General features: G+C 62.0%; 14 protein-coding genes. All 14 read left to right on the top strand.

Going from position 1 to position 14268, the window contains the following annotated elements; translation table 11 throughout:
* Positions 1 to 18 precede the first annotated feature (18 nt).
* The 14 genes from tmk (at position 19) to J3P77_RS15685 (ending at position 14184) form a co-directional block, all read left to right on the top strand.
* Positions 19 to 651 (top strand): dTMP kinase, encoded by a 633-nt coding sequence (gene tmk / locus J3P77_RS15750; protein WP_434677521.1) that lies wholly within the window; start codon positions 19 to 21, stop codon positions 649 to 651.
* Complete coding sequence (locus J3P77_RS15745) at positions 644 to 1630, top strand: DNA polymerase III subunit delta' (RefSeq protein ID WP_434677520.1); 987 nt, start codon at positions 644 to 646, stop codon at positions 1628 to 1630. The genes tmk and J3P77_RS15745 overlap by 8 nt, the downstream gene beginning before the upstream one ends.
* A 32-nt stretch (positions 1631 to 1662) precedes the next feature.
* On the top strand, positions 1663 to 2019 hold the full coding sequence (locus J3P77_RS15740) for a PilZ domain-containing protein (RefSeq protein WP_434677519.1): 357 nt from the start codon (positions 1663 to 1665) through the stop codon (positions 2017 to 2019).
* A 14-nt stretch (positions 2020 to 2033) separates the two neighbouring features.
* Entirely contained in the window at positions 2034 to 2819 is a 786-nt protein-coding gene (locus J3P77_RS15735) for a TatD family hydrolase (protein ID WP_434677518.1), read from the top strand.
* 460 nt (positions 2820 to 3279) lie between these two features.
* Entirely contained in the window at positions 3280 to 3942 is a 663-nt protein-coding gene (locus J3P77_RS15730) for a TetR/AcrR family transcriptional regulator (RefSeq protein WP_434677517.1), read from the top strand.
* A gap of 114 nt (positions 3943 to 4056) precedes the next feature.
* Positions 4057 to 4659, top strand: coding sequence for a DUF4823 domain-containing protein (locus J3P77_RS15725; protein ID WP_434677516.1), 603 nt, complete (start codon positions 4057 to 4059; stop codon positions 4657 to 4659).
* A gap of 9 nt (positions 4660 to 4668) precedes the next feature.
* Positions 4669 to 5229 carry a DUF1285 domain-containing protein gene (locus tag J3P77_RS15720; RefSeq protein WP_434677515.1) on the top strand — a complete coding sequence of 187 codons (561 nt, stop codon included), beginning with the start codon at positions 4669 to 4671 and terminating at the stop codon, positions 5227 to 5229.
* An 85-nt stretch (positions 5230 to 5314) separates the two neighbouring features.
* Positions 5315 to 6325, top strand: coding sequence for an aspartate-semialdehyde dehydrogenase (locus tag J3P77_RS15715; protein WP_434677514.1), 1011 nt, complete (start codon positions 5315 to 5317; stop codon positions 6323 to 6325).
* A gap of 108 nt (positions 6326 to 6433) precedes the next feature.
* Positions 6434 to 9385 (top strand): FimV/HubP family polar landmark protein, encoded by a 2952-nt coding sequence (locus J3P77_RS15710; protein WP_434677513.1) that lies wholly within the window; start codon positions 6434 to 6436, stop codon positions 9383 to 9385.
* A 157-nt stretch (positions 9386 to 9542) separates the two neighbouring features.
* Positions 9543 to 10367, top strand: a complete 825-nt coding sequence (gene truA / locus J3P77_RS15705) for a tRNA pseudouridine(38-40) synthase TruA (RefSeq protein ID WP_434682037.1) — start codon at positions 9543 to 9545, stop codon at positions 10365 to 10367.
* 59 nt (positions 10368 to 10426) lie between these two features.
* Positions 10427 to 11047 carry a phosphoribosylanthranilate isomerase gene (locus tag J3P77_RS15700; RefSeq protein WP_434677512.1) on the top strand — a complete coding sequence of 207 codons (621 nt, stop codon included), beginning with the start codon at positions 10427 to 10429 and terminating at the stop codon, positions 11045 to 11047.
* A 278-nt stretch (positions 11048 to 11325) separates the two neighbouring features.
* The gene (gene accD / locus J3P77_RS15695; RefSeq protein WP_434677511.1) at positions 11326 to 12246 is read left to right on the top strand and encodes an acetyl-CoA carboxylase, carboxyltransferase subunit beta; all 921 of its coding nucleotides are present in this window, start codon (positions 11326 to 11328) and stop codon (positions 12244 to 12246) included.
* Positions 12243 to 13547, top strand: a complete 1305-nt coding sequence (gene folC / locus J3P77_RS15690) for a bifunctional tetrahydrofolate synthase/dihydrofolate synthase (protein WP_434677510.1) — start codon at positions 12243 to 12245, stop codon at positions 13545 to 13547. The genes accD and folC overlap by 4 nt, the downstream gene beginning before the upstream one ends.
* Positions 13531 to 14184 carry an SPOR domain-containing protein gene (locus tag J3P77_RS15685; protein ID WP_434677509.1) on the top strand — a complete coding sequence of 218 codons (654 nt, stop codon included), beginning with the start codon at positions 13531 to 13533 and terminating at the stop codon, positions 14182 to 14184. Before folC ends, J3P77_RS15685 begins: the two co-directional genes overlap by 17 nt.
* Positions 14185 to 14268 lie beyond the last annotated feature (84 nt).

Below are 14268 nucleotides of genomic sequence, written 5' to 3'. Positions count from 1 at the left end.
TTCGACTAAGGATTGCCCGTGACCGGCTTGTTTATCACTCTGGAAGGCCCGGAAGGCGCCGGCAAAAGTACCAATCGCGACTATCTGGCCGCACAGCTGCGCGCTCAGGGAGTGGAAGTGCTGCTGACCCGCGAACCAGGCGGTACGCCGGTTGCCGAGCGCATACGCGAGCTGTTGCTGGCACCCACTGACGAGCCGATGTGCGCCGACACCGAATTGCTGTTGGTCTTCGCGGCGCGCGCGCAGCATCTGGCCGAAGTGATCCGGCCGGCGCTGGCCCGTGGCGAAGTGGTTCTCTGTGACCGGTTTACCGACGCGACCTACGCCTACCAGGGTGGCGGTCGAGGCTTGTCCCGGGACCGCATCGCAGTTCTGGAAAGCTTCGTGCAAGGCGATCTGCGTCCTGACCTGACTCTGGTCTTCGACCTGCCGGTGGAAGTCGGTCTGGCGCGTGCCGCCGCGCGTGGACGTCTGGATCGGTTCGAGCAGGAAGGCCGCGCGTTCTTCGATGCGGTGCGCAGCACGTACCTGCAACGCGCCAGCGCCGAGCCCGGCCGCTACCGCTTGATCGATGCGGCTCAGCCTCTGGCCGAAGTCCAGCGTTCGCTCGATGCCTGGCTGCCACAATTGCTGGAGTTGTACCGTGGCTGAAGCCTACCCCTGGCAGGATGCGCTCTGGCAGCAGATGGCCGGGCGGTCCCGGCATTCGCACGCCTACTTGCTGCACGGGCCGGCGGGTATCGGCAAGCGGGCGCTGGCTGAACGTCTGATGGCCCATCTGCTGTGCAATACGCCAAACGGGCTGGAAGCCTGCGCGACATGCAAGTCGTGCATGCTTCTGGCGGCGGGCAGCCATCCGGACAACTACATTCTTGAGCCTGAAGAAGCCGACAAGCCGATCAAGGTCGACCAGGTGCGTGACCTGGTCAGCTTCGTGGTGCAGACGTCCCAGATGGGTGGGCGCAAAGTAGTGCTGATCGAGCCGGTCGAGTCGATGAACATCAACGCCGCCAATGCCCTGCTCAAAAGCCTTGAAGAGCCGTCCGGCAACACGGTCCTGCTGCTGGTCAGCCATCAGCCGAGCCGTTTGCTGCCGACCGTGAAAAGCCGCTGCGTGCAGCAGGCCTGTCCGCTGCCCGGTGAACAGATGAGCCTGGACTGGCTGGGCAAGGCGTTGCCTGACTGTTCGCAGGACGAGCGCGCCGAGCTGCTGAGCCTGGCCGCCGGATCGCCATTGGCCGCCGTGACGCTTCATGGGCAGGGCGTGCGCGAGCAGCGTGCGCATGTTGTGGATGGCGTGAAGAAGCTGCTCAAACAGCAGCAGTCACCGACCCAACTGGCCGAAGGCTGGAAAGACATTGCGCTGCTGCAGCTGTTCGACTGGTTCTGTGACTGGTCGCAGTTGATTCTGCGCTACCAGCTCACGGAAGACGAAGACGGGCTGGGCCTGGCGGACATGCGCAAGGTCGTTCAGTACCTGGCGCAAAAATCGGGTCGTGGCAAAGTGCTGGAACTCCAGGAATGGATTCTGGCGCAGCGTCAGAAAGTCATGTCCAAGGCCAACCTCAACAGGGTTCTGCTGCTCGAAGCCTTGCTCGTGCAGTGGGCAGGTCTGCCCGGACAGGCGTAGACTCTGTCATTCGGAATTCGCGAGGAGTTGTGATGAGCCTGCCGCTAAACCCCGGTCCACGTAACGGAATCCTGTCCCTGACCATCCGGGACAAGGCCGTGCTGTACGCCGCCTACATGCCGTTCATCAAGAACGGCGGGTTGTTCATCCCGACCAGCAAGAGCTACCGTCTGGGCGATGAAGTGTTCATGTTGCTCAGCCTCATGGACGAGCCGGAAAAAGTCCCGGTGGCCGGCAAGGTTACGTGGGTCACGCCCAAGGGCGCCCAAGGCAATCGCGCCGCCGGCGTCGGCGTGCAGTTCAACGACGGCGACAACACCGCCCGCAATCTGATCGAAACCTATCTGGTCGGGGCTCTGAAGTCCGATCGTCCTACTCATACGATGTAGTTGTCTCAATTCCCATGCTTGTAGATTCCCACTGTCATCTCGATCGTCTCGACCTTACTCAGCACCAGGGCTCTCTGGACGCAGCTCTCGACGCGGCGCGTGGCCGGGGCGTTGGCCACTTTTTGTGCATTGGCGTGAGTGCCGATAACGCCGGGGCCGTCAAGGCACTGGCGGAGCGCTATGACGATGTCGATTGTTCGGTGGGCATTCACCCGCTCGACGTCAAACCCGGCGAAGCCCCCGCGCTGGACTGGCTGCTGGCAGAGCTCGACCATCCTAGGGTGGTGGCGATTGGCGAGACAGGGCTGGACTATCACTACGAGCCCGAGGCCGCCGAACTGCAGCAGGCTTCGTTTCGTCTGCACTTGCAGGCTGCCCGAACCACGGGCAAGCCAGTCATCGTCCACACTCGCGGCGCTCAGGCCGATACGCTCGCGCTGCTTCGCGAAGCCGCACTGCCGCAGGCCGGTGTGCTGCACTGTTTTACTGAAGATTGGGAAATGGCCAGGGCGGCGCTGGATCTGGGGTTCTATATCTCCTTGTCCGGCATCGTGACCTTCCGCAACGCCGATGCGCTGCGTGATGTCGCCCGGCAGGTTCCAGCTGACCGGCTATTGGTCGAAACCGACTCTCCGTACCTTGCGCCGATTCCCTATCGCGGCAAGCCGAACCTGCCGCAGTACGTTCGCGAAGTCGCGGAATTCCTGGCGATGTTGCGCGGCGAGCCGTACGAACAGTTCGCCGCACAGACGACCGAAAACTTCGCGCGCCTGTTCCCGCTGGCGCACGTCAAGCGCTGAGGCGGTAAATCGCGGGCAAAAAAAACCCGGATTCTGGGGGGTGAAACCGGGTTAAGACCATTAGGAGTAAACTAAAGACACGCGGTCCCTTGGCGTCTTTGCTGGCGCGCCACCTGGGGGAAGGTGGCTCGCCAACGATTCAAGTATTGATCAGGATTGCCCTGCGTCCAGCCCGGATTGTTCATTTTTTAAACAGTTTTGGAATACTAAATCCGCTGGTCAGCGCTCAGTGGTCGCTCCGTCCGCAGCGGCCGAAGATATTTACGGTTGGCGCCGTGGTCGGCGCCTATGGAATTCGTCGGAGCGCCAGCGGTCGATGTTTCTGTAATCCATACTCGCCGCACCTGAGCCATTGCACGATATTTCATCAGTATGGACCGATATGGTCGGATGAACCGTGCAATCTGCCGCCGTTTGGGCATAATACGCGGCTTCGATTTTGACCCCTAAAGACCTTCTTATGCAGAAAGAACCTCGTAAAGTCCGCGAGTTTCGTCGTCGCGAACAGGAAATTCTCGATACCGCGCTCAAGCTGTTCCTTGAGCAGGGGGAAGACAGCGTCACCGTCGAAATGATCGCGGACGCCGTGGGCATAGGCAAAGGCACCATCTACAAACACTTCAAATCCAAGGCCGAGATCTACCTGCGGCTGATGCTCGACTATGAGCGGGATCTGAACGAGCTGCTGCATTCGGCCGACGTCGACAAAGACAAGGAGGCGCTGTCGCGCGCCTACTTCGAGTTCCGTATGCGTGATCCGCAGCGATATCGGCTGTTCGACCGCCTGGAAGAGAAGGTCGTCAAGGGCAATCAGGTACCCGAACTGGTCGAGGAGCTGCACAAGATCCGCGCTTCGAATTTCGAGCACCTGACCCTTCTGATCAAAGGTCGCATCAACGAAGGCAAGCTGGAAGACGTCCCGCCGTATTACCACTACTGCGCGGCCTGGGCGCTGGTACACGGCGCCGTAGCGCTGTACCACTCGCCGTTCTGGAGCAACGTGCTGGAAGACCAGGAAGGTTTCTTTCATTTCCTGATGGACATCGGCGTGCGCATGGGCAACAAGCGCAAGCGCGACAGCGACGTCCCTGCCCAAGCCAGGCCGGAACTGCCAAAAAAGTAAGCCAGCGGCTCACGCCTCGCAACAGGCTTTCCCGAGCAATTATGCAGAGCTGGCGCGGAAGCTGCATCCGACGACCATTCGCCGGTTTTCCGTCACCGGTATCTGGAGGGGTAGATGCGTAGCCTGGTTCTGCTGCTGGCGCTTGTAGCGCTGAGTGGTTGCATGAAAGTCAGTGATATGGGCGAGGGTGCCCGCGAGCAGTTCAGTGATGCGGGGCTGCTCGATCATAGCGAGACTCGCCGGATATCGAACTGGCGCGTCCAGCCCGATTCCTTTATCTACATCGCCCAAGGTGCTTTCGTGCCTCCGGGAAACGCCTATCCGCGTCCCAATGTCGTGGCAGAAGAGGCGTTCAAGGGCTTTGTCGAATACTTCCCGATGGTCCGCCGGGCGCCTGCGCCGCGGGGTCTGGACGAGGCGATGATCGAGGCCCGCAGCGCCGGGGCCCATTACCTGCTCTATACCCGATTCGCGAAGGCGGATGACCGTATCGGCAACGGCGACCAATGGGCCGACCAGGAGGCCGTCGATCGTCTGGGCGTCGACAGCGGCGTCGTTCAGTTGATGCTGATCGAAACCAACACCCGTTATCTGATCGACAGCGCCCGCATTCGCAGCCGCGGCGGATTGCTGACGCTGTACGACAAGAGTCCGGAAGATTTGCTCGGCCCGCCTCTTGAGGACTACGCTCGTATGTTGTTGGGTGTCCCACGATAGGAGCAACGCATGAGCGATTCAGGCAAGGCCAATGATCTGTTCGCGCAGATCCCCAAAACCAAAGGGCTGCCGCCTGTTCATCTGTGGAATCCGGATTTCTGCGGCGATATCGACATGCATATCGCACGCGACGGCACTTGGTTCTATCAGGGCACGCCCATCGGCCGAAAGCCGATGGTGCGCCTGTTCTCGACCATCATCCGCCGCGACGGCGACAAATATGTCCTGGTGACGCCGGTTGAAAGGGTCGGTATCACCGTCGAGGACGCGCCTTTCGTAGCGGTCACGCTGGAGGTGCAGGGCGAAGGCGAAAGCCAGGTTCTGCGTTTTGTCACCAATGTCGAGGACCAGGCCGAAGCGGGCCCGGAGCACCCTCTGCGCGTGGTAACCGATCCCGTTACGCTGGAGCCTTCGCCGTATATCCATGTGCGCGCCAATCTTGAAGCCTTGATTCATCGCAACGTGTTCTACCAACTGGTCGAGCTGGCGGTGCCGCAGGTAATTGACGGGCAGCGCTGGTTGGGCGTCTGGAGCCATGGTGTGTATTTCCCCATCGGGCCAGAGCCTTGAGCATCAGGCGCTGCCGCCGGGTTGAATTGCCTGCGGCCAGTGCAGAAGCTAAAGTGCTACTCCCTGATTTTGCTGAGGTTTTTGAATGAGCCAGTCCTTCGACATCGCCGTGGTCGGCGCCACCGGAACGGTCGGCGAAACCATCGTCCAGATCCTCGAAGAACGCGAGTTTCCCGTCGCCAGCCTGCACCTGCTGGCAAGTATCGAGTCGGCGGGGCAGTCCGTGCCCTTCCGAGGAAAGAACGTGCGGGTTCGTGAAGTCGACGAGTTCGATTTCAGCAAGGTGCGCCTGGCGTTCTTCGCCGCCGGTCCAGCCATCAGTCGCAGCTTCGTTGCCCGCGCAACGGCGGCGGGCTGCTCGGTCATCGACCTGTCCGGCGCTTTCGAGTCAACGCAGGCGCCGTTGGTCGTTCCGGAGATCAACGCCGATCTGCTGACTCGCGACTCCGCGACGCACCTGATCGCAAGCCCGAGCCCTTCGGCGACAGCGGTGGCCCTGGTGCTGGCGCCCTTGCGCGGGCTGCTTGATATCCAGCACGTGAGCGTGACGGCATGCCTTGCGGTTTCTGCCCTGGGCCGTGAAGGCGTCTCGGAACTGGCTCGCCAGACGACCGAACTGTTGAACGTGCGACCGCTGGAGCCTCGATTCTTCGACCGTCAGATGGCATTCAATCTGCTGGCTCAGGTCGGTACGCCGGACGAATCCGGCCATGTCCCGCTGGAGCGGCGACTGGTGACGGAACTGCGTGAACTGCTGGGCATGCCGTCGCTCAAAGTGGCTGCCTCCTGCGTACAGGTGCCGGTGTTCTTCGGCGACAGCTTCACGGTTGCGGTTCAGGCGGCGCGCGCTGTCGATCTTCAAGAGGTTAACGCAGCGCTTGAGGCGGCGGACGGTCTTGAACTGGTGGAGGCGGGCGATTACCCCACACCGGTTGGCGACGCGGTCGGCCAGGACGCGGTTTATGTGGGGCGAGTACGCTGCGGAATCGACGATTTAACGCAATTGAATCTCTGGGTGAGCTGCGACAACGTTCGCAAAGGCGCGGCGCTCAATGCTGTGCAGGTAGCCGAATTGTTGATAAAAGACTATGTGTAAAAGATACTTGCAACAATTTACTACTCTTTAATAGCGGCGATATGCCTCACACCCAAATGCAGGACTACCTCCTCGGTCACCGGGGAATCTTTAAACAAGGGATGGGCTATGGTTCAGGTTCGTAAACTGGTTTTAGCTATCGCCGCGGCTTCAGCGCTGTCATCAGGAATGGCGCACGCGTTGGGGCTCGGTGAGTTGTCGGTCAAGTCGACCCTGAATCAGCCGCTGGTAGCCGAGATCGAGTTGACAGAGGCGCAAGGGCTTAACGCCGCTCAGGTAGTCCCGAGCCTGGCCACCACGGCTGACTTTGCTCAGGCCGGTGTCACGCGTCAGGCCTTTCTGGACGACCTGACCTTTACTCCGGTCATCAACGCCAATGGTCGAAGCGTCTTGCGCATAACGTCCAGCAAGCCGGTTCGCGATCCCTTCGTGAAGTTCCTGGTGCAGGTGTTGTGGCCTAATGGCCGGTTGCTGCGTGAATACAGCCTGCTGCTGGATCCGCCGAAGTTCTCGCCTGAAGCCGCTGCAGCCGCCGCTGCGGCATCTGCTCCTGCCACTGCTCCCGCGGCACCCGTCCAGTTGCCTGCCACTGCGCCGTCTCCTGAAGCAGCGGCACCGGCTGGGCCAGCGCCGACAGCACCCGCCGATCCGGCCTTGCCGCCACCTGTGGCAGACAAGCCCGCTCAGTACGTCACTGTCAATAACGACACTCTGTGGGAAATTGCCGATAGAGCGCGCAATGGCGGAACCGTGCAGCAAACCATGCTGGCCATCCAGGCGTTGAATCCTGATGCGTTTATCGGTGGCAACATCAATCGCCTGAAAAAAGGCCATGTGCTACAGCTGCCGACGCCACAGCAGTCCACGGCCTTGCCGCAGTCCCGGGCACTGGCTGAAGTTTCCCAGCAATACCGCGCCTGGCGGGAAGGCCGCCGCCTGCCGGCAGGCACGCGTCAGGTGGATGCCACGCGTCGCGCCCGCGCTGGCGAGGCGCCGTCGCAGGTCGAAACCGGTGACAACCTGAGTCTGGTTTCCGCCAGCGGCCAGCCTGCCGCCAATGGCGCGGCAGGGGATGGTGATCTGGGCAACAAGCTGGCGATGACGCAAGAGGCGCTCGACACCTCCCGTCGTGACAATGCCGAGCTCAAGAGCCGGATGAACGATCTGCAAAGTCAGCTCGATAAGCTGCAGCGCATCATCGAGTTGAAGAACAATCAGCTGGCGAAAATGCAAGCCGCTGGCGGCGCGCCTGCTCCGGCGGCGACCGCGGCGGATCCGGCCGCAGCGCCGGCCGCAGCGCCAGCTACTGGGGGCGCACCGGGCGTGAATCCCGCGCTGCCTGCCGCACTGGTCGACGCCAACGGCGCACCCGTCAAGCCAGCCGGCGAAATCGCGCCGGAAGATGCATTGCCTCCGGGCGCCGCACAAGTCGTCGCGCCGTCGGCGGAACAGCCGCTGGCTGTTGAGCCGGTCGCGCCGCAGGAGCCAGAAGATCCGCTGCAAAGCATCCTCAACAACCCCGTTCTGTTGGGCCTGATCGGCGGTGCGGTCATTCTGCTGCTGGCCTTGCTGTTGCTGTTCCTGGCGCGCCGTCGCAATGCGCGTGCCGAAGCCGAAAAGCACAAGCGCATGGCTCGCGCGCTGGCCGAGGAATCGCAGTTTGTGTCTGACATGGACATGAATGCGCCGCCGGCCAGTTTCGACGGTCTGGACGTACCGCCGCCAACCGTACGCATGGGTGCGGCTGCCGCTGCCGCTGCCGGTGTCACGGCTGCTCGCGAGCGTCCTGCCGATCCGCTGGTTCAGGCCGAGATACACATTGCCTACGGACGCATGAACCAGGCTGTCGAACTGATGGAAGAGGCCGTCAAGGAAGATCCGGAACGCGATGACATCCATCTGAAGCTGATGGAGATCTACGCGGAGCAGGGCAACAACAAGGCGTTCGCGGTCCATGAACGAAAACTGGTGGCTGCGGGAAAGCGTGAAGCTGAGGTCGAGCAGCTAAAAGATCGATACCCGACCATGAACACTTCGGCGCCGGTCGTGGCGCCGGTTGTGGCTGAAACCAGTCCGACGCCGGTGGTTGAAACCGGGTCCGATTCGACTGCGCCGGTGGCCGCCGCTGCCGCCACTGCCGCAGCCGCCGCTTCGGCTGCAGCACTGGCGGCGGAGATGGATGCCCGGTATGTCGAAGAGCTGTTGGCCGATGATTCCGACGAGGTAGCTGCGACGCCTGTCGTCGAAGAGCCTGTTGCAGAGCAACCGGACGTGCAGGAATCGATTGCCGACGAACCGATTATCGACGAGCCGATTATCGACGAGCCAGTGGCCGAAGCGCCGGCCGTCGACGAAGCTACTGCCCCGGTGCAGGAGCCTGAAGACGAGTTCGATCTGAGTCTGGATGAGTTCGAGCAGGCTTCATCGCCTGACGTCACGACCGTCAACGATGTGGATGATCTGATGCTGGACGAGCCGGCACCGGTGGCCGAGCCGGTAACCGAGACGCCGAGCTTCGAATCCATCCTGCAAGAGCAGACCGCGGCCAGCACTCAACCGGACGACCTCGCCGACTTCGACCTGGACCTGACAGAAGACGACCCCGTGCTGAAAAACGAGGACGAATTCCTGCTGAGCCTGGGTGAGGATCCGCTTGATCTGGGCGCGACCGAGCCGGAGCCGCTGAGCGAGGACCTGGAACTGCCTGATGACTTCGATCTGTCGCTGGCGGACGAGATGGAGAACGACCAGGCTTCTGAGGCTTTTGCGTCGGAGATCGAGGACGTCAACGCAGAGCTTGACCGTCTGTCGCAAAATCTGGAACAGCCACCGTTGAGCGAGCCGAGTTTCACCGCAGCCGACGCCGCGGCGCTGGATGACGAGCCTGAGTTCGATTTCCTGGCGGGTGGGGACGAAGCAGCGACCAAACTGGATCTGGCGCGGGCCTATATCGATATGGGCGACGCGGACGGAGCGCGGGACATTCTCGACGAAGTGGTCGTCGAGGGTGACGACGGCCAGAAGAGCGAAGCACGCGAAATGCTTGCTCGCCTGGCCTGACCGGCTCCATGCTCGACCACAAACGGCCGCGATTGCGGCCGTTTGCATTTGCGGCCTCGGTCGGGTGGCGTCTTTTTTCCCCGTCCGTATAATGGCCGACTTTTCGCAAACCGACAGGCTGTAACCCTTGGCGAACATAGACAACCCGGCCGCCGAGATGGCTGCCGAGGGCTTTTCCCGTATCGCGCTGGGCGTCGAGTATAAAGGCTCGCGCTACTGCGGCTGGCAGCGCCAGGCCTCCGGCGTGCTGACAGTTCAGGAGACGCTTGAAGACGCACTGTCCAGAGTTGCGGCATCACCCGTATCGTTGATGTGCGCCGGCCGCACCGATGCCGGGGTTCATGCCTGTGGGCAAGTCGTGCACTTCGATACCCAGGCCGAACGTTCAATGAAAGCCTGGGTAATGGGGGCCAACATCAACCTGCCCCATGACGTCAGTGTTACCTGGGCCAAGGTCATGCCGGCGCATTTCCATGCGCGCTTCAAGGCCATCGCCCGTCGTTATCGCTATGTGATCTACAACGACCAGATTCGCCCCGCGCACCTGGGGCAGGAAATCACCTGGAACCACCGGCCTCTGGACGTCGAACGTATGGCCGAAGCCGCGCAGTTTCTGGTGGGGACGCATGATTTCAGCGCGTTTCGCGCCGGACAGTGCCAGGCGAAGTCGCCGGTCAAGCAACTGCATCATCTGCGCGTGACCCGACACGGCAAGATGATCGTCATCGATGTGCGCGCCAATGCTTTTCTGCACCACATGGTGCGCAATATCGCTGGCGTGCTGATGACCATCGGCGCGGGTGAGCGCCCCGTGGACTGGGCCCGGGATGTGCTGGAAAGCCGGGTTCGTCGTACCGGTGGCGTCACGGCTCATCCATATGGGCTGTATCTGGTTCAGGTCGAATACCACGATGAGTTTCCGTTGCCTGATCGCTACATCGGTCCGCATTTTCTGACAGGGTTCAGTGAACTTGACGGCTGACGGGCAGGCAACCATTTGCTAACATTCGGGACTTTCCGAAAGGTCTGAGGTTTAACCACATGTCAGCCGTTCGCAGCAAGATCTGCGGGATTACCCGCATAGAAGACGCTCTCGCAGCGGTCGAGGCCGGTGCCGATGCGATCGGCCTGGTGTTCTACGCCAAGAGCCCCCGAGCAGTGAATGTCCAGCAGGCACGCGCAATCATCGCCGCACTGCCGCCGTTCATTACCACGGTCGGCCTGTTCGTCAACGCCAGTCGTTGCGAGGTCAACGAGACGCTCGATGCCGTGCCGCTGGACCTGTTGCAGTTCCATGGCGACGAAACGCCCGAGCAATGCGAAGGCTACCATCGTCCCTATATCAAGGCGCTGCGCGTCAAGGCCGGCGATCAGATCGCCGAAGCCTGCCGTGCCTATCGCAACGCTCGGGGCATTCTGCTCGACACCTACGTGGACGGCGTGCCGGGCGGTACTGGCGAGACGTTCGATTGGGCGCTGATTCCGAGCAAGCTGGAAAAGCCGATTATCCTTGCCGGCGGGCTGACGTCAGCTAACGTGGCACAGGCCATTGCACAGGTTCGCCCTTACGCGGTCGATGTCAGCGGCGGCGTAGAGAAGAGCAAGGGCATCAAGGACCGCGACAAGATTCTCGCGTTCATGAGCGCCGTCCAGGGTGCCTGATGTGACGGCGGCGGTTCTGCCGCCGTCCATAAGCCTGTTCCTGCCATCAGTCCCGCAAGTTCGATTGCCGGGGAATGATCGGGCAGACCTGATTGAGCGAGCGGCGATGACACTGTTCGTCGCTCCGGTTGTTGAACATCGGGATAGAAGGGCATGCAGGTCCGGTCGGGTGCCGACCGCTGCCTTCATTATCGCTACATAAACGAATTGAGTTAGGGCATGCGCCTGGCGTGTAAACGCCATGCGTTCGAGCCGAACCGGTACTGGAGAAAGAAAGCATGAGCAACTGGTTGGTAGACAAACTGATCCCTTCGATCATGCGTTCCGAGGTGAAGAAAAGCTCGGTCCCCGAGGGCCTCTGGCACAAGTGCCCATCCTGCGAAGCGGTGCTGTATCGCCCTGAACTGGAAAAGACCCTTGACGTCTGCCCCAAGTGCAACCACCACATGCGCATCGATGCGCGTGCGCGCCTGAATATCTTCCTCGACCAGGATGGGCGCGCCGAGCTGGGTGCCGATCTGGAGCCTGTGGATCGTCTGAAATTCCGTGACGGCAAGAAGTACAAGGACCGCCTGACCGCTGCGCAGAAGCAGACCGGCGAGAAAGACGCCTTGATCTCCATGAGCGGCACGCTGCTGGGCATGCCGGTCGTGGCATCCGCCTTCGAATTCTCCTTCATGGGTGGTTCGATGGGTGCCATCGTCGGTGAGCGCTTCGTGCGCGCCGCCAACTATGCGCTGGAAAATCGCTGCCCGATGATCTGCTTTGCCGCTTCGGGTGGCGCGCGGATGCAAGAAGCCCTGATTTCCCTGATGCAGATGGCCAAGACCTCGGCGGTGCTGGCGCGTCTGCGTGAAGAAGGTCTGCCGTTCATCTCCGTGCTGACCGACCCGGTCTACGGCGGCGTATCGGCAAGTCTGGCAATGCTGGGCGACGTGATCGTTGCCGAGCCCAAGGCACTTATCGGTTTCGCCGGTCCACGGGTTATCGAACAGACCGTTCGCGAAAAACTGCCTGAAGGGTTCCAGCGCAGTGAGTTCCTGCTCAGCCATGGCGCCATCGATCTGATCATTTCCCGCAGCGAATTGCGTCCACGTCTGGGCAGCCTGCTGGCGCAGATGATGAACCTGCCGACTCCGACCTTCGTCGCGCCGGTAGTCGAGCCGATCGTCGTTCCTCCGGCACCGGCCACCGTATGACCCTCGCGACCCTGGGCGACTGGCTCGCCTACCTGGAGCAACTGCATCCGTCGGCCATCGACATGGGCCTGGATCGTTCGCGACAGGTTGCGCAGCAGCTGGGGCTCACACGCCCGGCGCGCCGGGTGATCACTGTAACGGGCACCAACGGCAAGGGATCGACCTGCGCTTTCGTTGCCAGTCTGTTGCAGGCCCAGGGTCTGAAAGTGGGTGTCTACAGCTCTCCGCACCTTCTGCGTTATAACGAGCGGGTGAAGGTGCAGGGTGTCGAGGCGACTGATATCCAGCTGTGCGACGCCTTCGCCGCGGTCGAAGCGGCGCGTGGCGATGTCACGCTCACCTACTTCGAGATGGGTACGCTCGCGGCGTTCTGGCTGTTCGAGCAGGCGCAGCTTGATGCGGTCGTGCTGGAGGTCGGCCTGGGTGGTCGTCTGGACGCAGTGAACCTGATCGACGCCGATATGGCGCTGGTCACCAGTATCGGTGTCGACCATGCCGACTGGCTGGGTGACACCCGTGAATCCGTGGCTTTCGAGAAGGCCGGCATTTTTCGCGCCGGCAGCCCGGCGCTGTGCGGCGATACGGATCCGCCAGAGCCTTTGCTGGCCAGGGCCCGCGAGCTCGGTTGTCCGTTACTGCTGCGTGGCCCGGATTTCGATTGCGTTATCGGGCCGCACGGCTGGGACTGGCGTGGCACTGCGCACGGCGAACAGGTCGAGCTGCGCGGCCTGCCGTTACTGGATCTGCCGGTGCAGAACGCGGCGCTGGCGCTTCAGGCCTTCGCACTGCTTGGCTATCCGCTGGAACCGGAGGCGATCGGACGCGCGCTGGCGCACACGCGACTTGCCGGTCGGCTCGACCGCCGAACCGTCCAGTGGCAGGGTAAACAGCTCAACCTGCTGTTGGATGTAGGCCATAATCCTCATGCAGCACAGTTTCTCGCCGAATGCCTGACGCGAAGCCCGGTTTCCGGCAAGCGTCGCGCGGTATTCGGCCTGCTGGGCGACAAGGATCTCGAAGGCGTGGTCGCTCCACTGACGCCGGTCATAGACGACTGGGCCGTGGCGCCGTTGCCTACGTCCCGAAGCCGGCCAGCCGCACAATTGCAGTCGGTGCTGCAGAACCTTGGTGCACAAGTGACGTCCTACCAGAGTGTCGCATCCGCTCTCGAAGCGCAGTGCGCGCACGCTACGGCCGATGACGAAATTCTGCTGTTCGGATCTTTTTACTGTGTGGCCGAGGCCCTGGAATGGCTGGCCCGGCGCACCGACGAGGAAGCTGCAAATGGCTTTGCTGGATAACGTATTCAAACAGCGTATGGTCGGCGCGCTGGTTCTGATCGCTGTCGCGGTCATCTTTCTTCCCATGCTTTTTACCCGCCAGGACGAAACCCGTCAGGTGCAGGTTGACGCGCCCGCAGCTCCGCAGGCGCCTGTCGCCCCGCAGGTCAAGGTCGAGCCTGTTCCGGTGCCCGAGCCGCAGATGCTGCCCGAGGAACCCATAGTCGAAGAACAGGCGGCGCCGGCTACCGGCCAGCCGTCAATGCCCATTGCACCGGCGCCGCCAGTGCCAAGCGCACCCGCGACCCCTGCCAGCAAGCCGGCCGCCAAACCCGCGCCCGCGCCTGCCACGGGTCCCGCGCCGGCTGCGGCGGCGACCGCCAGGCCTGCCGCGCCGGCTGGCGTGGACGCCAACGGGCTGTCGGTCAGCTGGTCCGTGCAGCTGGCGAGCATGTCCAATCGCGCCAATGCGGATAACCTGCAGAAAACACTGCGCGCGCAGGGTTACAACGCCTATATACGCACTGCCGGAGGCGTCAACCGGGTATTCGTCGGGCCGTTGATCGAGCGAGCCGAGGCCGATCGCCTGCGTGACCAGCTCGACAAGCAGCAAAAGCTCAAGGGCATCGTGGTGCGCTTTCAGCCGGAACGCGGCTGATTGCTGTCCGGGAGGGCGCGTTTCGATGGAAATTGCGTCCTGCCGATAATCGCTGCTTACCCGCGGGCGGGCGCTCTGCTAAAA

It is taken from the genome of Pseudomonas sp. R1-18 (genome assembly GCF_051132095.1).
Classification (GTDB): domain Bacteria; phylum Pseudomonadota; class Gammaproteobacteria; order Pseudomonadales; family Pseudomonadaceae; genus Aquipseudomonas.
This window is presented reverse-complemented; position numbering and strand designations above follow the sequence as displayed.